At 68.9% G+C, this 18,261-nt stretch carries 18 protein-coding genes; 12 read left to right on the top strand and 6 right to left on the bottom strand.

What is annotated here, in order from left to right; genetic code table 11:
- Positions 1 to 105: 105 nt before the first annotated feature.
- From AB0F17_RS05365 to AB0F17_RS05355, 3 genes are all read right to left on the bottom strand, one after another.
- Positions 106 to 1,728 (bottom strand): GMC oxidoreductase, encoded by a 1,623-nt coding sequence (locus tag AB0F17_RS05365; RefSeq protein WP_358016611.1) that lies wholly within the window; start codon positions 1,726 to 1,728, stop codon positions 106 to 108.
- Between the two features lie 65 nt (positions 1,729 to 1,793).
- Positions 1,794 to 2,300 carry a carboxymuconolactone decarboxylase family protein gene (locus tag AB0F17_RS05360; RefSeq protein ID WP_358016608.1) on the bottom strand — a complete coding sequence of 169 codons (507 nt, stop codon included), beginning with the start codon at positions 2,298 to 2,300 and terminating at the stop codon, positions 1,794 to 1,796.
- Entirely contained in the window at positions 2,297 to 3,373 is a 1,077-nt protein-coding gene (locus tag AB0F17_RS05355) for a dihydrodipicolinate reductase (RefSeq protein WP_358016606.1), read from the bottom strand. Before AB0F17_RS05355 ends, AB0F17_RS05360 begins: the two co-directional genes overlap by 4 nt.
- Positions 3,374 to 3,790: 417 nt before the next feature.
- Between AB0F17_RS05355 and AB0F17_RS05350 the strand changes: the two genes are divergently transcribed.
- The 6 genes from AB0F17_RS05350 to AB0F17_RS05325 all read left to right on the top strand — a co-directional run bounded on the left by AB0F17_RS05350 (position 3,791) and on the right by AB0F17_RS05325 (position 11,450).
- Entirely contained in the window at positions 3,791 to 5,908 is a 2,118-nt protein-coding gene (locus AB0F17_RS05350) for a DUF1996 domain-containing protein (RefSeq protein WP_358016603.1), read from the top strand.
- A 133-nt stretch (positions 5,909 to 6,041) separates the two neighbouring features.
- Positions 6,042 to 7,871 (top strand): glycoside hydrolase family 15 protein, encoded by a 1,830-nt coding sequence (locus tag AB0F17_RS05345; RefSeq protein WP_358016600.1) that lies wholly within the window; start codon positions 6,042 to 6,044, stop codon positions 7,869 to 7,871.
- Between the two features lie 132 nt (positions 7,872 to 8,003).
- Positions 8,004 to 8,387, top strand: coding sequence for a YbaB/EbfC family nucleoid-associated protein (locus AB0F17_RS05340; protein ID WP_358016597.1), 384 nt, complete (start codon positions 8,004 to 8,006; stop codon positions 8,385 to 8,387).
- A 70-nt stretch (positions 8,388 to 8,457) separates the two neighbouring features.
- Complete coding sequence (locus AB0F17_RS05335; RefSeq protein WP_358016594.1) at positions 8,458 to 8,784, top strand: hypothetical protein; 327 nt, start codon at positions 8,458 to 8,460, stop codon at positions 8,782 to 8,784.
- Positions 8,781 to 9,872, top strand: a complete 1,092-nt coding sequence (locus tag AB0F17_RS05330; protein ID WP_358016591.1) for a hypothetical protein — start codon at positions 8,781 to 8,783, stop codon at positions 9,870 to 9,872. The genes AB0F17_RS05335 and AB0F17_RS05330 overlap by 4 nt, the downstream gene beginning before the upstream one ends.
- 63 nt (positions 9,873 to 9,935) lie before the next feature.
- Positions 9,936 to 11,450, top strand: coding sequence for a CYTH and CHAD domain-containing protein (locus AB0F17_RS05325; RefSeq protein WP_358016588.1), 1,515 nt, complete (start codon positions 9,936 to 9,938; stop codon positions 11,448 to 11,450).
- A gap of 39 nt (positions 11,451 to 11,489) precedes the next feature.
- Here the strand turns inward: AB0F17_RS05325 and AB0F17_RS05320 are convergent, their stop codons facing one another.
- Entirely contained in the window at positions 11,490 to 11,843 is a 354-nt protein-coding gene (locus AB0F17_RS05320) for a luciferase family protein (RefSeq protein ID WP_358016585.1), read from the bottom strand.
- A gap of 195 nt (positions 11,844 to 12,038) precedes the next feature.
- Positions 12,039 to 13,226 (bottom strand): esterase-like activity of phytase family protein, encoded by a 1,188-nt coding sequence (locus tag AB0F17_RS05315; protein WP_358016582.1) that lies wholly within the window; start codon positions 13,224 to 13,226, stop codon positions 12,039 to 12,041.
- A gap of 202 nt (positions 13,227 to 13,428) precedes the next feature.
- On the opposite strand from AB0F17_RS05315, the gene AB0F17_RS05310 reads away from it, so the two are divergent.
- Positions 13,429 to 14,832: an alkaline phosphatase PhoX gene (locus AB0F17_RS05310; protein WP_358016579.1), complete on the top strand. Its 1,404-nt coding sequence runs from the start codon at positions 13,429 to 13,431 to the stop codon at positions 14,830 to 14,832.
- A 160-nt stretch (positions 14,833 to 14,992) separates the two neighbouring features.
- Positions 14,993 to 15,277, top strand: a complete 285-nt coding sequence (locus AB0F17_RS05305; RefSeq protein WP_358016576.1) for a luciferase family protein — start codon at positions 14,993 to 14,995, stop codon at positions 15,275 to 15,277.
- A gap of 51 nt (positions 15,278 to 15,328) precedes the next feature.
- Here AB0F17_RS05305 and AB0F17_RS05300 read toward each other — a convergent pair whose 3' ends face one another.
- On the bottom strand, positions 15,329 to 15,943 hold the full coding sequence (locus tag AB0F17_RS05300) for a zinc-binding dehydrogenase (protein WP_358016573.1): 615 nt from the start codon (positions 15,941 to 15,943) through the stop codon (positions 15,329 to 15,331).
- 136 nt (positions 15,944 to 16,079) lie between these two features.
- On the opposite strand from AB0F17_RS05300, the gene AB0F17_RS05295 reads away from it, so the two are divergent.
- From AB0F17_RS05295 to AB0F17_RS05280, 4 genes are all read left to right on the top strand, one after another.
- The gene (locus tag AB0F17_RS05295; protein WP_358016570.1) at positions 16,080 to 16,940 is read left to right on the top strand and encodes an SseB family protein; all 861 of its coding nucleotides are present in this window, start codon (positions 16,080 to 16,082) and stop codon (positions 16,938 to 16,940) included.
- Positions 16,937 to 17,329, top strand: coding sequence for a hypothetical protein (locus AB0F17_RS05290; RefSeq protein WP_358016567.1), 393 nt, complete (start codon positions 16,937 to 16,939; stop codon positions 17,327 to 17,329). Before AB0F17_RS05295 ends, AB0F17_RS05290 begins: the two co-directional genes overlap by 4 nt.
- Positions 17,330 to 17,428: 99 nt before the next feature.
- Positions 17,429 to 17,845, top strand: a complete 417-nt coding sequence (locus AB0F17_RS05285; RefSeq protein WP_358016564.1) for a YbaB/EbfC family nucleoid-associated protein — start codon at positions 17,429 to 17,431, stop codon at positions 17,843 to 17,845.
- Positions 17,832 to 18,185, top strand: coding sequence for a hypothetical protein (locus tag AB0F17_RS05280; RefSeq protein ID WP_358016561.1), 354 nt, complete (start codon positions 17,832 to 17,834; stop codon positions 18,183 to 18,185). Before AB0F17_RS05285 ends, AB0F17_RS05280 begins: the two co-directional genes overlap by 14 nt.
- The last annotated feature ends 76 nt before the right edge of the window (positions 18,186 to 18,261 follow it).

Here is an 18,261-nt window from a genome sequence, read left to right as displayed (position 1 = left end):
AAAGGGGCCGCGGCGGGCAAGCCGCGGCCCCTTTCGGCTGATCGGTCGCTACAGAACTGACCGATCGATACAGGGCCAACCGATCGCTACAGGGCTGATCGATCGCTACAGGTCGGTGGCGATGATCTTCTCGATGTTCCGTTCGGCGAGTGCCGTGATGGTGACGAACGGGTTCACGCTGGTGTTGCCGGGGATCAGTGAGCCGTCGATGACGTACAGGCCCGAGTAGCCGGCCAGGCGGCCGTAGTTGTCGGTGGCCTTGTTCAGGACGGCGCCCCCGAGCGGGTGGTACGTGAGGTGGTCGCCCCAGATCTTGTAGATGCCGAAGAGGTCGGTCCGATAGATCGTCCCCTCCGTCGAGTTGATCTTGTCGAAGATCGTCTTGGCCATGTCGATGCCCGGCTGCTTCCAGGCGGTCTGCCAGTTCAGATCGACCTGCCCCGTCGTGGCGTTCCAGGAGAACTGGGCGCGGTTCGGGTTCTTGGTGATCGACAGATAGAACGAGGCGAAGGTCTCGATCCCGGTGGGCAGCGGCGCGACCTCGGCGAACGCGCCACCGGCCGCCCAGTTGTCGATGCCGGCGCAGGGAATGGTCGACTGGGAGCTGCCGGTCGGGTCCCACAGGTGGTTGGCACGGCCGCACATGACGTTGCCGTTGTCGCCCCAGCCCTTGCCCACCTCGGCGTTCAGGTTGGGCAGCGCGCCGGTGGCCTTCAGCTTGACCAGCAGCTTGCTGGTGCCGACACTGCCGGCGGCGAAGAACACCCGGTCGGCGATCACGGTCTTGGTGGCCGTGGTGTCGCCGTTGGTGTTGATCTGCTGGATGACGACCGTGTAGCCGCCACCGGCCGCCGGGGCGACCGAGGTGACCTTGTGCAGCGGCGAGATGGTGACCTTGCCGGTGGCCTTGGCCTGGGCGATGTAGGTCTTCTGCAGGGACTTCTTGCCGTAGTTGTTGCCATAGAGGATCTCGCCGGCCAGGGCTGACTTGGTGGCGGTGCCGGCCGCCTCCTGCTCCATGTAGTTCCAGTCGTACACGTCGGGCACGAAGACGAACGGGAAGCCGGAGCGCTGGGCGTGCTTACGGCCGACCCGGGCGAACTGGTACCAGTCGGTGGAGTCGAACCAGGCCGATCTGACCGTGCCGACCCCGAGCCCGGCGTTGGCGCGCGGGTAGTAGGTGTTGTACATCTCGTCGGCGTTGACCGACGGGAGGACGGCGGCGAAGTTCTCCCGCTTGGGGGTGACCGCCATGCCGCCGTTGACCAGCGAGCCGCCGCCGACACCGCGCCCCTGGTAGACGGTGATGCCGCTGAACTCCTCGGCGTCCAGGACCCCGGTGTAGCGGGAGATGTCCTTGTCGATCGGGAAGCCGAGGAAGTAGTTGAGGGGTGCCTTGGTCCTGGTGCGTAACCAGTAGGACCGGTTGTCCGGCGAGAGCGTGCTGCAGAAGATCTTGCCGTCGGAGCCGGGGGTGTCCCAGGCCATACCCATCTCGATCATGTGTACGTCGACGCCCGCCTGGGCGAGACGCAGCGCGGCGACGGAGCCGCCGTATCCGGTACCGATCACCAGGGCCGCGACGTGGGCCCCGTCGCCGATCGGGCCGGCTGCCGCCCGGGCCGCGGTGGGGTGTGCTGTGAGGGCCAGGGCTCCCACGGTTCCCGCGATGAATCCGCGGCGCGAGACACCTCTGGAACCGGTACCGCGCGGGGTGTTGTCACTCATCCGATGGTCCTTACTCTCGGTGGGATGAGAACAGGTCCTGCATGTTGCTCGCGCCTTTGTGTCAGCTAGGACGCCCGTCTAGGGGCGGGCGACGGGCCGCTGGGCAGCCTGCACACGGTGTCGAGCCCCAGTACGTGGTTGAGCCGTCCGAACGCCAGCCAGGAGCCGATGCTCATGCTCAGCTCGACGATCTCCAACTGGCTGTAGTGCGCGGTCATCCGCGTCCAGAACTCGTCGTCGAGGCCGTGGTGATCCAGGGCGTACCGCTCGGCGTATTCGGCGGCCAGCCGGGTGCGATCGTCGAAGGCGCCGGTGGTACGCCATTGCGTGACCGCGTCGGCGAACTCCTCCTCGACCTTCTGCCCGTCCCGTTCGGTACGCCAATCGAGGCAGAAGGCGCAGCCGTTGATCTGCGCGATCCGCAGCCGTGCGGCCTCGAACTCGCGGAGCCCGAGGGTCGTGTGGGCGTACACCGACAGGGAGAAGTGCGAGGCGGCGATCCCGATGCCGGGCACCATCTCACCCCACACGTACTCGATCGCGTCCTTTCCCTCGGGGATGTCGAGGTTCATGGGTGTTTCCTCCCGAGTTTGCCGATCGCGGGGCGCAGGGGGACGTCGAGCGCGTCGTAGAGGCCGGGTTCGGCGTCCACGAGCCAGTCGATGGCGTTCACCAGGCGGCCGACCGCGGTGGCGTTCCCGCCCGCGGCCCGGTTGCCGCCCTCGTCGGTGGCCTCGACCGTGACCTCGATGCGCGGGCGGCCCTCGATGATCACCCGGTGCGCGCCCTGGCCGTCGGGCGGGGTCGGCCAGTCCGGTGCGCAGGACGGGTGGATGCGGGTGACGTGCTCGATGACGATGCGGGGCTCGCCCTCGACGATGCCCTGCACCTCGAACCGCACCGCGCCCTGGGTGCCGGCCTCGAACTCGCCCATCGTCTCGGTGCCCACCGTCGAGTCGAGCGGGCGCCGGTCCACGGTCTCGCGGATCTCGTCGAGTTCGACGCCGAGGGCTCTGGCCATCAGCCGTACCTGCCCGCCCCACACCATGGTCGGGATCGTCGGCGCGATCATCGGCGGCTCGTAGTCCATCGGCTGGCCCATGCCGACCAGGTACCGGACCGAGTCGGGCTGGTCGTAGGTGGAGTAGTCGAAGATCTCCTGGCAGCGGACCACGTCCACGGTGCCGCCCAGTCCGCTGATCAGCAGGGGCAGCACGTCGTTGCCCCAGCCCGGGTCGACGCCGGAGACGAACAGCGAGCCGCCGCCGTCCGAGATGGCAGCCAGCACCGGTTCGCGCAGCTCGGGCGGGGCGTTGCGCTGGTCGTAGAGCGCGTACAACGAGGGGGTGACGACCACGGCTCCGGCGCGAATCGCCTTGATGATGTCGGCGAGGGCCTCATCGGGGCGAATGTCGCCGGAGGCCGCGTAGACGACGGCGCGGGGGCCGGTGGCCAGCACCGCGTCGACGTCGTCGGTCGCCGCGATCCCCAGATCGCCGAGCCCGGCGAGCGCGCCGGCGTCGCGGCCGACCTTGCCGGGGTCGTGGACGAGTACGGCCGCGAGTCTCAACGCCGGGTGGGCCTCGACGGCACGGATGGCCGCGCGGCCGACGTTGCCGGTGCCCCAGACGATCGTGGACAACATGATCGGAGCGTAGCAAGCGCTTGGTTAGGTGCATAGGGTCATCACGACCTCGCTGATGATCGTGTGAGGATCGTCCCGGCCACGGTCCTCGCCCTGCCTGTGGCGAAACTCCGGCGCCGTAATAGGAGCGAGATACGCGACATAACGGACATCAGTTCAATGCGCGCAGGATTTATTTCGGCAATTCCCGCCGGCGAGGGAATTTGCTGGTGGGTGAACCATGCCGCTTGTCATCCCGTATCTCACGAAAACCGGGCTTTCCGGTTCACGTTCCTAACCCGAGAGGAGTTCCGTATGGCGAATGCCTCGGGGAGCAGGCCATTCAGGCCATGGTTAGCTGCTGTTTCCGTAGTCGGAGGTATCACTCTCGTCCTTGCGGGTTCCCCCGCAGCGGGGCAGTCGCTGACCTTGGCGAACATGTCCGCCCGCGCAGACACGATCACCTGCCCAAGCGTGGCGGACAAACTTCCGGAGATTCCGGCAGCGGCGCAAGCTGAGGTCGACCGCAACCTCGCCCTGCTGAACACCCAGATCGCCGAAGCGAACAACCGGCTGGTCACCTCGGCCGGAGAGGGCGGTCCGAACTTCGTACAGAACGCCATCCTCGGCCCACTGGCCGACAAGCGCACGGCCACCATCAACCGCATCGCCACGGCCATCGGCCGATCGGCGGCACGCCCCAACCTCGCAGTGGAAGCCCTGTCCACCTGCAAGCTCGGCGGCGCCGCCGCCACCGCCGCCCCGGCGCCTGAGGCCTCCGCCTCGGCGACACCGGGGACCTCTGATGCGCCGGCGCCCGGAGGCACAGCTCAGACGATCACGTGTCCGAGTGTCGCGGACAAACTCCCGGAGATCCCGGCAACGGCGAAGGCCGAGGTCGACCGCAACCTCGCCCTGCTGAACACCCAGATCGCCGAAGCCAACAAACGCCTGGTCACCTCGGCAGGAGAGGGCGGCCCCAACTTCATCCAGAACGCCATCCTCGGCCCACTGGCCGACAAACGAACCGCCACCATCAACCGCATCGCCACAGCCATCGGCCGAACAGCGGCACGCCCCAACCTCCCCGTGGAAGCACTGTCCGTCTGCAAGCTCGGCGCCGCCTCCACCTCGCCCCCTGAGTCCCCCAGTGACTCCCCCAGTTCGCCTCCGTCCGACAACGGAACCGCGCCCCCCAGCACCGGCAGCAAGACGATCACCTGCCCAAGCGTGGCGGACAAACTCCCGGAGATCCCGGCAACGGCGAAGGCCGAGGTCGACCGCAACCTCGCCCTGCTGAACACCCAGATCGCCGAAGCCAACAAACGCCTGGTCACCTCGGCAGGAGAGGGCGGCCCCAACTTCATCCAGAACGCCATCCTCGGCCCACTGGCCGACAAACGAACCGCCACCATCAACCGCATCGCCACAGCCATCGGCCGAACAGCGGCACGCCCCAACCTCCCCGTGGAAGCGCTGTCCACCTGCAAGCTGAGCGCCGCCTCCACCTCGGCCGCTGCCAAGACCGCCGGCCCGTCGGCCGACGACTTCATCGACATTCAGGCGGTCTCCCCCGTACAGCAGCCGAAGAGGATCGCGTCCAGCGGCACCTTCGTCTCCAAGTGCGGTACGGACCAGGAGGGACACACCAACTCCGACAACGTCATCACCGCTCCGGGCGTGTCCAACGGCGCCCAGCACCTGAACAACTACGTGGGTAACGAGTCCACCGACGCCTTCTCCACCAACGAGAGCCTGGCCGCCGCGGACACCACCTGCCGCATCAGCGCCGACCAGTCGACGTACTTCTGGCCGTCCCTGCAGGTACGCACCGGGGACAAGAGCACGTCCGTGCTGCCCTCCGCGGTGCAGTTGCAGTTCCGCGGCAATGCCACGTCGCGGGTCACGGCGGCGCCCCGCTTCCTCAGGCTGGTCACCGGCGACGCGATGGCGCTGACCAACAGCGCGGCCGACGCCCCGGCCGACACCGCGACCGACGTCCCGACCGACGCTCCGAGCGACCTCCCCACGGACGTTCCGAGCGACCTTCCCACCGATGTCCCGACCGACCTCCCGACTGACGTCGCAGCCGACGCCCCGACCGACGCCCCAGCCGATGCCCCAGCCGATGCCCCGGCCGCCAGCGCGGACAACGCCCGGCCGACGTTCAGCTGCACCGGCTTCACCGACAGGCTGACCGACAAGTATCCGATCTGCCCGGACGGCAGCGATGTCGTCCGGATCCTCGACATGCCCAGTTGCTGGGACGGCCAGAACCTCGACAGCGCCGACCACCGTACCCACGTCGTCTTCCCCGACGAGAACGGTGCCTGCCCGAGCGGGACCAAGACCGTACCGCAGCTCCGCATGACGCTGGTCTACAGCAACGTGCCCAACACCCAGCCCAACGGTACGGACGTCCCGTTCGCACTGGATGGGGTCGCCAGCCAGCAGCAGAGCCCGAACACCGACCACGCGGGCGCCATCGAGGTGATGTCCAAGCAGCTCATGAACACCGTCGTCCGATGCATCAACAGCGGCAGGAGGTGCTCCTAGCCGGAAGCGGAGACGGAAAGGGCCACCCGAGGATTCGGGTGGCCCTTTCCGTGCTCAGCGTCCGCTGCTTCGTCTGGCCATGTCCCAACCTCGCAACCTGCATATTTTGCCGACATAGTGGCAGAAAACGGATATGACAGCTGGACCAGGCGACTACCCCGAGGACTCCCGGTATCTGCCGATCGGAGAGCACGGGTTGATCGGTGACCTGCGCACTGTCGCGCTCGTGGGCACCAACGGCACGATCGACTGGTACTGCTGTCCGAGCTTCGACGCCCCGAGCGTGTTCGGCTCGATCCTGGACGCCGACAAGGGCGGCTCGTTCGAGCTGTACGCCGACACCCCGGCGAAGACCAAGCAGTTCTACTTCCCGGACACCAATGTCCTGATCACCCGCTTCTTCGCCGTCGACGGGGTGGGTGAGATTCAGGACTTCATGCCGATCGAGGGCGACTCGAGCGAGGCCGATCGGCATCGGGTGATCCGCCGGGTCGCCTGCGTCCGCGGCACGCTCCCGTTCCGCGCCCGGGTGGCTCCCCGATTCGACTACGCCCGGCAATCCCACACGGTCCGCCAGCAGGGCGCTTCGACGATTTTCGAGTCGGAGTGCCTCTCCCTCGAACTGTCCGCCAGCGTGCCAGTCGACACCGACGGGCGAGACGCCTGGGCACGGTTCGAACTCCAGGAGGGCGAGCACGCGGTGTTCGCCCTCGACCGGGTCGGCGAGGGGATCACGTCACGAGGCTGCCCGATCGAGGAGGCGGAGGAGCAGTTCGCCACCACGGTGCGGTTCTGGCGGAACTGGCTGTCCGCCTCCCGCTACCGGGGCCGGTGGCGGGAGGTCGTCCACCGTTCGGCCCTCACGCTGAAGTTGCTCACCTACGCGCCGACCGGCGGGATCGTCGCCGCGGCCACGACCAGCCTGCCCGAGCGGCTCAAGGGCAGCCGTAATTGGGACTACCGCTACGTGTGGGTCCGCGACGCGGCGTTCTGCGTGTACGCCCTGCTCAGGCTCGGCTTCACCGAGGAGGCCGAGGCCTTCATGGGCTTCCTGTCCACGCACGTCCGCTCCAGCGGCGACCGCAATACCGGCCCGCTGCAGATCATGTACGGCATCGACGGGCGCAGCGACCTGCCCGAAAGCGAGCTGAGCCACCTGGAGGGCTACCGGGCCTCGGCCCCGGTACGCGTGGGGAACGCCGCCGTCAGCCAGCTCCAACTGGACATCTACGGAGCACTCCTCGACTCCATCTACCTCTACAACAAGTGGGGCAACCCGATCTCCAGCGACCGCTGGGAGCAGGTCTGCGTGCTGGTGAACTGGGTCTGCGAGAACTGGGACCAACCCGACGAAGGGATCTGGGAGACCCGCGGCGGGCGCAAGAACTTCGTCTACTCACGGCTGATGTGCTGGGTGGCCATCGAACGCGCCATGCGCATGGCCTCCTATCGGGGGCTGCCCGCCGACATACGGCACTGGCGGCAGGCCCGCGACGCGATCTACTACGACATCATGAAACGCGGCTGGTCGCCCACGCTGCAGGCGTTCGTCCAGCACTTCGACGACGACGTCCTGGACGCGTCGATCCTGATGATGCCGCTGGCCAAGTTCGTCTCGCCCACCGACCCCAAGTGGCTGTCCACCCTCGACGCCCTCGGCCGCGGGCTGGTCTCCGACTCGCTGGTCTATCGCTACGATCCCGAAGCCAGCCCGGACGGGCTCGAAGGGCAGGAAGGCACGTTCTCGATCTGCTCGTTCTGGTACGTCGAAGCCCTGGCCCGCGCCGGGCGCCTCGACGACGCCCGCCTGGCCTTCGAGAAAATGCTCACCTACGCCAACCACCTGGGGCTGTACGCGGAGGAGATCGACCACACCGGCGAGCAGCTCGGCAACTTCCCGCAGGCCATCACCCACCTCGCGCTCATCAGCGCCGCCTTCAACCTCGACCACGCCCTCGGCTAGGCACGGCGTGCGCCGCGAAGGGGGCCAGAACGCGTGGTGAACCGTCGATGAACTCTGATGATCATGTACGGAGGCCGCCGACGCCTCCTTCTAGGATCTCGGCAGCGCCAAGAGATCGGGGAGACGCCGCGGATGAACGACCAGCCCTCGGATGAGCCGGACTTCATGGACCGGTTCGCCGCCATCCGGGAGACCGGCGTGGCGGCGAACGGCTTCGTCAAGGTGACGGTCGACGGCACCAGTGACCTGGCCGAGCTGGTGATCGACCCGAGGGGGATGCGTCTTTCCTCGTACGAGCTGGCCGCCGCGATCAGGGTGGCGTTCGGCCAGGCCCGGTTCGCCGCCCAGGAGCGGGCGGCGCAGGCCGTCCCCGACGCCCTGCGGCAGGACGCGCCCGAGCTGAACGCCATGCTTCAGGAGATCAAGGCCGACGCTCACGGCAACATGAACGAGATCCTCTCCGTCGCGAACGAGCTGACCATGAGGCTGGACCGGCTGATGCGGCCGGCCCCATGAGCGCGCGGCGAAGGGCCGTACCACGACCGCGTGCGTACGGCCGGTCACTAGCGGAGTGGTGGAAACGCTGATGGAAGACAGGGATGACGTGCGGATCGTCTTCGGCAGCCGGCTCGTCTCGGCGAGCGGGTTCGCGGAGACCGCCGACCGGCTTGAGCGCTCCATGTGGGGCTCGCTCGACGGCGCCGGGCGAGCGGCGGCGGCCGGCGGTCCCGATCGGCCCGGCGGGCGGTTCGATGTCGAGTTCGCCGGACTGGTCGACCTGGCGCAGGGCGCGTTCGGTGGCGCCGCCGAGCGGCTGCGCGGGATGGCGTCGAAGCACGCCCAGTCGGAGACGAACTTCGCCCAGGCCGAGGAGTCCAGCTGGGCGGCCGTGAACCCGACGCGGGCGCTGTGAACGGGGAACTGCCGGCCGGGCTGCGCATGGTGCACAGCTTCGTCGCGGCGGACGCGCCTTATCCGCGCTCTGATGAGATGTCCCGCCTTCAGGGGTCGGGCTCCTGGATGGATCTCGCGTCCGCCGCCAAGGACGGCAAGGCACAGGCGGACCCGGCCGCCGCGCAGGTGCGGGCGGCCGGCAACCACAGCGGCGACGTCAACGTCTTCGAAGACGACTACGGCCTCGAGTCGAAGCGGATGGACGACGGTTTCGTGGCCGCCGCGCTGGTCGGCACCGGCACGGCCGCACTGGTGGTGTTCAAGACCGCGTGGAAGTACCTGGTCGTCATCACGCTCATCGTGCTGCTGCTCGCCCTCATCCGCGGGTTCCGGCTGGGGCCGGTGCTGGGGGTGCTGTTCGGCAGGCGGCGGATCATGGAGACGCGCCAGGCCCTCGCCGTGGCCCTCGCCCAGGTGGAGGGCAACATCGCCCGGGGCGCGGTCACGTCTCTCCAGTTGGCGAGGCGCATGCTGACCCGCGCCATGATCATTCCGGGTGCGCAGACGGCCCTGGCCGGAGTCAACACGATGACGCTCAACCCCTGGGACGACATCCCGCAGGCGCGGGAGGACACCGAGAGGGTCCTGAACGAGACCGCCGCCGGGCGGGAGGCGCTGGCCTACGCCAGGGAACACGGCATCACCACGCTCTATCAGAGCGGCGAGAACATCCAGTGGTCCGACTACAACCGGCAGCTCAACGTCATCCGCATCGGCGGAGCCGACACCGCCGGTTCCGAGGCGCTCGCGGCGGAGTTCGTCCGCCAGGTTCACATGGCCAAGGACCGCTGGGGCAACAGTCCGGTCGGCACGGGGTTCGACGAATACAGCAGCGCGCGGGACAAGCAGGAGGAGGCGGCCAACCAGGAGGCCTACCGGATGGGGAGTCAGCTCGGCCACGAGCAGGAGGCTCGCGACACGTACGTCGACAGCGGTTACGGGTCCAGCTACCAGCGCCACTTGCGAGAGCACGATGACGGGTTGCAGCAGGCTATATTGGGGGGACCGTTCAAGCTCTTCAACGACGGGCCCCTCGACTTCACCTGATTGGCGCCCTTCGCTGGGGTAGGTGGGTGCTCGCCGACTTGTCTGCAGTCGAGGAGCGCTGTGATGACAACCCATGTGGAGATCGAACGCAAGTACGATGTCGACGGCGGCGCCGAGATCACGATCGAGGGCTTCACCGGTCCGGACGGCGAGGTCACGGCGGACGAGCCGGAGACGTGGCAACTCGTGGCGGAGTACGTCGACACCGCGGCCCTGACCCTCGCCGCCCACGGCATCACCCTGCGCCGTCGCCAGGGCGGCGCGGACGCCGGGTGGCATCTCAAGCTGCCGATGGCCAAGGGGGCCAGGCGGGAGGTGCACGCGCCGCTCGGCGCGGACGTCCACCACATACCCGCCCAGCTGGCCGAACTCGTCGCGGCCCACGTACGCGGACATGAGCTCGTCCCGGTCGTCGTCCTGGAGACCACCCGCACGGTGCGGCGGCTGCACGACCACGGCGGCAAGGTCCTGGCCGAGGTGGCCGACGACCAGGTGGTGGGCCGCCGCCTGGGCCGGGACCGCCGGCCCGCGTCGTGGCGCGAGATCGAGGTCGAGCTGGTCGACGGGTCCACCGGCCTCCTGGACGCCGTCGAGAGCCGGCTGCGTGCGGCCGGGGCGACGCCGTCCCCGTCGGTGTCCAAGCTGGCGCGCGTGCTGGGCGACGACCTGCCCCCGGCCGCGGACCGGGGTTCGGGGCGGAGCGCCGGTGCGGCCCTGGTCGCGTACCTGCGGCGACAGCGCGAGCAGCTGCTCGGCAACGACCCGCTGGTCCGGCTGGCCGATCACGACGATGACACGGTGCACCAGATGCGCGTGGCGGTACGGCGCATCCGCAGCGTCCTGCGTACCCACTCCCGGCTGCTGGACGGCGACCGGGTCGCCCCGCTGGAGGCGGAGCTGAGATGGCTGGCCGGCGAGCTGGGCACGGTGCGCGATCTCGAAGTGCTCACCGCCCGGTTCGACCAGCGCCTGACCGGCCGGCCCCAGGACGGCCCCCGGAACGCGCGCTGGCCCGCTCTGCTGGCCGCGCGGGAACGCAAGGCCCGGCAGGTGCTCAAGCGGACGCTGGGTGCGCCGCGTTACCTCACCCTGCTGGCCGCCGTCGACGACTTCATCGCCGACCCGCCCTTCCAGGACCGGGCCGGGCGCAAGGCGAGCCGCCAGACGCCCCGCCTGGTGGCCAGGAGCTGGCGCAAGGTGCTCACCAGGTACACCGAGGCCCAGAAACTGCCCGAGGGCGCCGAGCGGGACAGAGCCCTGCATTCCACCCGCAAGGCGGCCAAGCGCGCCCGCTACACCGCCGAAGCCGCCGCCCCGGTGCTCGGCATCCCCGCCAAGAAGCTCGCCAAGCAGGCCGAACGGCTGCAGGAGACCCTCGGCCGCCGCCAGGACGCGCTGGTCGCCCAGCAGGAACTCACTCAGCTCGCCACCCGGCCGGGCCTGCGGGTGGCCGACGCCTTCACCCTCGGCCTGCTGCTCGCCGACGAACGCCACGCGGCCGACGCGGCACTACGCGACCTCGCGCCGGTCTGGAAGAAGGCCGCCAAGCCCGGACTCCTGAAAGCGCTCAACGCCTGATCCGGGCCGCCGTCGCGGCCGCACCGCCCGGCGAACGCGTCAGGCGGGGTCGATGTTGGCCTTGATCGCGAGGCTGACCAGCGCCACCAGGAGATCGAAATCGGCGCGCGTGTCGAGACGGAGGGTGATCCACCCGTCCTGTTCCTGGGTGGCGAGGTGAACGTGCGCGGAGACGGCAAGCGCCTCATGCAGGCGTTCGAGGACGGGCCGGGTCAGGTGGAGATGGGCGGTGTCGCGGCCGATCAGCCGGAGGATCTCGATGTCGCCCACGTTGAAGACGACGGCGTCGGAGGCCTCTGCCATGGCCAGGACGGGCCAGGTGCCGAACTCGGTTTTGGCTCGTTCCATGTAGGACGTCGGGCTGCCACCACGTGCACTCAAGGGGACCGCCATGCGACCCATGCTGAGTGCCCGTTGCTCATGTGACGCCTGCCGTTCTTCAACCGTTATGGTGCCCTGACAGTCCCGCGACCCCTCCTGACCGTTTTATAGTCAAAAGTACTATTTGCAATGCTATCGGAACGTGCCATCCGCATAGACGAGCGTCTCGAATGCTGGAGGGGGCGGGCCGGGCCCGCCCCCTCATCGTCAACGGGCGTGCAGGCGGAAGGGCAGGCGGACGGTGATGAACTCGTCGTTGTCCGGCCGGCCCGGCGTCCGTCCGGACGAGAACGGGAAGTTGTTGTCGTTGAGGATGCCGAGCGTGCGGTCGTCGAGGATCACGACGTCCTCGATGGTCTGGAACGGGAAGCGGAAGGTCTCCCCGAATCCGCCCAGGCCCTTGGGGTTGGCCAGGTCCAGCAGGTCGGCGGCGAGGGTCTTGTCCAGCGCGCCGTCGTGGTCGCGGTCCCGGTTGTCGGCCAGGTAGACGCGCTTGAGCGCGGCGGCGTCGCCCTGGTTGTTGTCCCGCTCGATGATCAGGAAGCGGTGCTCGTCCACCGCGATGGCGTCGCCGATCGCGTTGGCGGGGCTGTCCAGCTTGTACGTCCAGCGCTTGCCGGTGTACGCCCGCTTGCGGACGTCGAACTCGTTCATCCGCAGCGTGCCCGCCGGGTCTCCGCTGACCGCGCCCTCCAGCAGCGGGTAGAGCCACCGCCCGTCGGCGGAGCGGGCCATGCCCTCGAAGCCCTTGCTGCCGGCCAGGTTCGGGGTCGCGCCGTTGAGTGTCGGGTTCTCCGGCGCCTTGACGCCGGGCAGCTCGATCGGCGCCTCCAGCAGCGTCCCGGTGGCGGAGAAGTGCAGCAGGAACGGGCCGAACTCATCGCCGATCCAGTACGTGCCGTCCGCCGACCGGACGATCGACTCCACGTCGAAGTCGGCACCGGTGAGCACCCGGTCCGCCCTGGTCAGCGGCCAGGACACCCGGCCACGCGGGTCGGACAGGTTGAACCCGCCCAGCACCTGGACGGTGCCCGCCTTGAAGTCGGGCTTGATCCGGTGCACGCGCAGCAGGAAGTCGGCGCTGTTGTTCTTGGCTCCGTAGCCGTTGTCGGACAGCACGTCGAAGCTGCCGTCGCCGCGCCGGGCGATGCCGCTGAAGCCCTGGACCGGCTGGCCGGCGAAGGGCGGGGTGACGCCGTTGATCGGGGTCGTGCCGAGCTGGGCGCCGGAGGGCTCGCTGCCGGGCACGAAGGTCTGCGCGGGCAGCGCGGCGAATCCGGTCAGCGTGGCGCGGCCCGTACCGTCCTGCGCGGCGGCGTAGGACGCGGGACCGGTCAAGGGGGCGAGGCTCACGGCCAGCGCGACGGCGCCCACCGCCAGGGAGATGCGTTTCATGCCCGGCACGCTAGGAGTGTCACATGTCGTGTTTCCAAACGCAGCACGTACGAGTCGTTCATCTTCGGACGATCTTCCCAGGCCGGGTCTGCCGGTTTCTTCATCCAGCGTTCACCATAGGGGCGGAGTGCGGGGTGCCGGCCTTCTCCCGGAGGCAGTTGGGTCGGCTCCTGCAGACGTTCGACGCTGGAGGAGATGTCCCATGTCCGCACCTGTTTCCCGCCGTTCCTTCATCAGCCGCGGCACCGCCGGTGGCCTCGGTATCGTGTTCGCCGGCAGCATTGAGGCCATCGCCGGGCCCCCCGCGTTCGCGGCCACGCGGCCCCCGCTCGGCTACGGCCCGCTGGTCGCCGATCCCGCCGGGATTCTGGCCCTGCCCGCCGGGTTCTCGTACCGGATCGTCGCGGAGGCGGGGGTGACGCTGCTGGAGAGCGGCGAGCCGACGCCGAGTGACGCGGACGGGACCGCGAGCTTCTCCCATGGCCGGGGCGCCACGCTGGTCAACAACCATGAGATCGGCGGCAGCGAGCCGTACCGGGTGCCCGCCCTGCCCGGTCTCACCTACGACACGGGCGCGGGCGGCGGCACCACGAACATCGACGTGGACGCGCACGGCGAGCGGATCCGTGAGTACGTCAGCCTGGCCGGCACGCACAACAACTGCGCGGGCGGCAAGACGCCCTGGAGCACCTGGCTGACCTGCGAGGAGACCGAGCAGCGGGCCGGTGGCGCCTTCCAGAAGGACCACGGGTACGTGTTCGAGGTCGACCCGTTCGACCGGAAGGCCAACCAGGACCCGGTGGCGCTGAAGTTCCTCGGCCGCTACTCGCACGAGGCCGTCGCCGTCGACCCGCACACGTCGGCGATCTACCTGACCGAGGACGCCGGCGGCCCGAACGGGCTGTACTACCGCTGGACGCCGCCGAAAGGCTTCCGCGGCGGCCGGGGCGCCCTGCGGAAGCTGGCGCTGTCCGATGGCGGCGACACCGCGGGCAAGCTGGAGGCGATGAGCTGCTACCACGACGGCACGCACGTCGCCGACCTGTCGGAGGCCACCACCCCCGGCACCTGCTACCGGGTCCAGTGGGTGGAGGTGCCCGACCGTGACGCGCGCACCCAGTCGGTGCGCGTGCAACTCACCAACGACCAGGTCACCCGCAGCCGCAAGCTGGAGGGCGCCTGGTGGGCGGACGGCGGCGCGTACTTCGTCGCCAGCTTCGCCCGCCACACCGACGGCAGCGTCAACGAGCACGACGGCCAGGTGTGGTTCTACGACCCGCGCCACCAGACGGTCACGCTGAAGACCCTCTTCGGCGTCAACCCCGACCCCACCCAGGACACGAACTACGACGGGCCGGACAACATCACCGTCTCGCCGTACGGAGGAGTGATCCTCGCGGAGGACGGCGAGGGCATCCAGCACCTGGTGGGCGTCACCGACAAGGGCAAGGCGTACCCGATGGCGCGCAACGACCACAACGACAGCGAGTTCACCGGCCCCACCTTCAGCGCCGACGGCCGGATCCTGTTCGCCAACATCCAGACCCCCGGGCACGTCTTCGCGATCACCGGCCCCTGGCGCCGGCCCGCCAACACCGACGGCTGATATTCAAGGCGCACGATCGGCGTCTTTACGGCCCGCGGATAACAGTTGAGGAACACAGGATGGCGGCACGGTGTGCCGTGGAGCAGCATTAGGGGGTATGGCAGGAATTTCCGTCAGGCGACAGACGAGCCTTCGTCACGGGCCTTTTGTGGCCCGGGCGATGGCTGAATTGCGCTCCTGGCCGGCTCTGGCCCTGAGCGACACGCGGCGAGGCGTGGCCTTCACGGTCGGAAGGACGAAAATCGTCCGCCTGACCGGCAGGGACGAGGTGCGCCTGCGCCTGACCGCTCCGGCGATCAACCGGCTACAGCCGCACCTGCGCGGCTGTGACCAGGTACAGAGCTGCGCCGACCGCGCGTGGGTGGCCGTGCACGTGGACGCCGAGCTCGACCTGGACCTGGTGCTCGCGCTGACCAGCGTGGCCATCAAAGCGCACACACCATAAAGACTCCAGAATGACCGAGAGGTTAACGGAAACGGCGGTCAGCTTCTGCCGTCATTTATCCGGTTTCCGCGGGGAGTTCACGGCCGGTTCATTGTTTGCGCCTAACGTGCCGAAAACGTCGACGTTTCCGGTCTTCTGCTCCGTCTCTACGTACCTGGTCGCCTCGACCACGTCCGCCAGCGGGTAGCGCCGGTCGATGACCGCCCGGTATCTCCCCGCCTCGATGAGCCCCTTGAGGAAGAGAACGTCCTGCTTCTCGTACCGAGGAGGTATCGGGAACACCACCCTCTTGCCGCCGATCCGCGCGGTCCACCAGGCCAGCATCACGTTCCGCAAACCGTCGGTCGCCAAGTAGATCCCGCCCGGTCCGAGGGAGTCCCTGACCTCGGCCTCGAAGTGCTTGGCCAGCTGAACCGCCGCCGTCCCGATGGATCCCGACGCGCCGTGGACGAGGATCGCGCGCCCCTTCCGGAGATCCGCCGGCCTCAGGCCCATCAGGGCAAGGGTCACCCCATCGCAGACCGCCGCCGCCTCCTCGAAGCTCGTGCCGGCCGTGGTCGCATGGACTCTGACGAGGACCTCGCCCTCCTTGGGTACGGGCCGCTCGACGTCTTCGAGCCGCAGGACGTCCGGCGGCCCGTACCGGTCGTGAACAACTGCTCTCATGAAAATCCGCCCGCCCTTCGCCGATGGCTTGGCGCCGGTCGAGCCGATATTCGCACCTGCCACCCGCCGGGCCCAGTCGCCTCGGTGGTGACATCGGCGAGCGGTGTGGCGGCCGCGCGCTTGTAGGGTGTGCCGTGTGTGGCAGGCCAGTCCTTTCGAAGAACAGCTTGCGGCGGCACAGGCGCAAGGAGACCTCGCCCTCTGCCTCGGCCTGTTGCGGGCGGCGGACTTCGCCATGCCGATCAGGGAAGCCGCCGCCGCCGGAGCCGAGCCGATGGCCTGGGCCGCCCGGGACGACGGCGAGCGCACCTGGCTGATCGCCTACACCTCGGAGGCCGCCCTTCGGGCCGCCACCGGCGTCGCCCACTACCGGGTCGTCTCGCTGGTGGAGCTCGCCGCGGGCTGGCCGGACCCGCGCTGGGGGCTGGCGATCAACGCCGGGCTCGACCTCGCGTTCTTCCTGGAGCCGGGTACGGTGGCCAGGCTCGCCGTGCCCACACTCGCCCAGGACCACGCGGTCGAGCCGGGCGTCCCGATCGTGCAGAAGCTGCTGGGACCGGCGGAGATCCAGGCGCTGCTCGACGACGGCGAGCCACGGGTGTCCGGATACTGCCACCACGCCCTCGACGTGGCCCACATCGCGACGCCTTCCGTGCTGGCCGAGGCGCTGTCGCGGGAGGACGCCCTCACCGACCGGGGCGCCGTGAACATCCTGCGCTGGCCCGCGATCGGCTTCGACCTCTACCGGACGCCCTATGGCGGGATGGACGAGGAGGGGATGCGCGCCGTCGCGGGCTGGGTGGTCGAGGAGCCGCCCTTCGTCGGCATGGGACTGGTGCCGAGCGTCGATCAGACGATCAGGGAGTACAAAGTGACGGGCGTCGCGCTGCCGTACGGGGCGGAGATCGTGGAGCTGGGGATCGACGGGGTGACCCGGCGCCGCGCGGTCTTCGACGGGGACCTCGGGCGGTGGCTCCTTCCCGAGGCGGCGCGATGACGCGGTCCTTCTACCGCGTCCGCTGGGACGGGACCGACTACGAGGCCGCTCCGGAGCTGCGCGCCGACGGGGTGTGGCTGCGCCTGCGCGGCTCGGCCGCGGGCCCGGGGTTCGCGGAGGTCGCGCCCGGACGCTGGGTCAGGACGGTGCCCGCCGCGGAGTGCGAGCGGGTGGATCTCGTCACGACGGTCTGCGCGTGGAAAGGCGTGTCCTTCCTGGTCATCGCGGAGAGGGACGGCGAGGTTCTGCTGGAGTACCCGGGTGGGTCGGCGCCCGTGGCCGTGGAGCTCGGGCTGGAGCGGGTCGAGCGAGGCGTGTACCGCCGCTGGGTCGCCCGCGACGACGTGGCGGCCCTGCGCGAGCAGGCCGTTGACCTCGGAAAACTCTAATATTTTGTGAATTCGCTGTGAACGACGGCGAATGTCACCTATATGATCCGTTACTCGAAGAGCGGGTGTTACCTCTCTGTAATAAGGAGATAACGGCACGTGCAATCGATCGAGGAAACGGATGCGGCGGGCATGCAGGCTTACGCCGATGAACTACGGAAGGCATTTCTGCGATTACAGGACGACGGCCTTCGTCTTTTGGCGGAGGCAAAGACCGTACAGGTGACGGAGAAATCCCAGGACGGCCTGGTCGCGGTCACGGTTGATTCGCGCGGCGACCTCGTCCGGCTGGATCTTGACCCCCGGATTTACCGCCGTCCCGACGCGCGTACTTTGGCCGATGTCATCACCGACACCACTCATCACGCGGCGGCGAGAATGCGGCAGCGGGTCGTGGAGATCTTCGAGCCGGTGATCCCCGCCGAACAGATGCGGGCGCACCTCGACGGCGACGTGGAAACCGTGCTGGCGCAGCTGGCGGACCAGATGGCGGGGAGGGAGATTGCCGACTCGTAGCCCCCAGAACCTGTATCTGGGCACGTTCATCGAGAGCGGGATCGCCCAATGGGACACCATGGCCTTCGACCTGGAGCAGGCGTGGCCGGAGGTGTCGGCGGAGCTGAAGGCGCTCAACGCGGCCGCCCCCTGGGGGGACGGCGCGGAAGGCCGGATGTTCGCGCAGGCGTACCTCAAGGATGACGGCCCGAGCAGGCTGGTCGAATCCGGGACCGCACTGGTCGGCGAGATCGTGGACGCCGGGCCGCTGCTCCGCGAGACCATCGCCAACTCCCGCGCCACGGACGCCGCGATCGCGCAGGATCTCGCCTCCGGCGGCCGGACCAGAAAGGAAGTGTGACGGACCAGCGTGGCGGGTCGGGGTGAGGTCAATTCACAGACACCGGATGGGTTGCCATCGGACAGGTTCGGGGGGA

The organism is Nonomuraea sp. NPDC026600, assembly GCF_040638335.1.
GTDB lineage: Bacteria > Actinomycetota > Actinomycetes > Streptosporangiales > Streptosporangiaceae > Nonomuraea.
The sequence above is the reverse complement of the archived record's forward strand: the minus strand, read 5'-3'. Positions and strand labels throughout refer to the sequence as shown.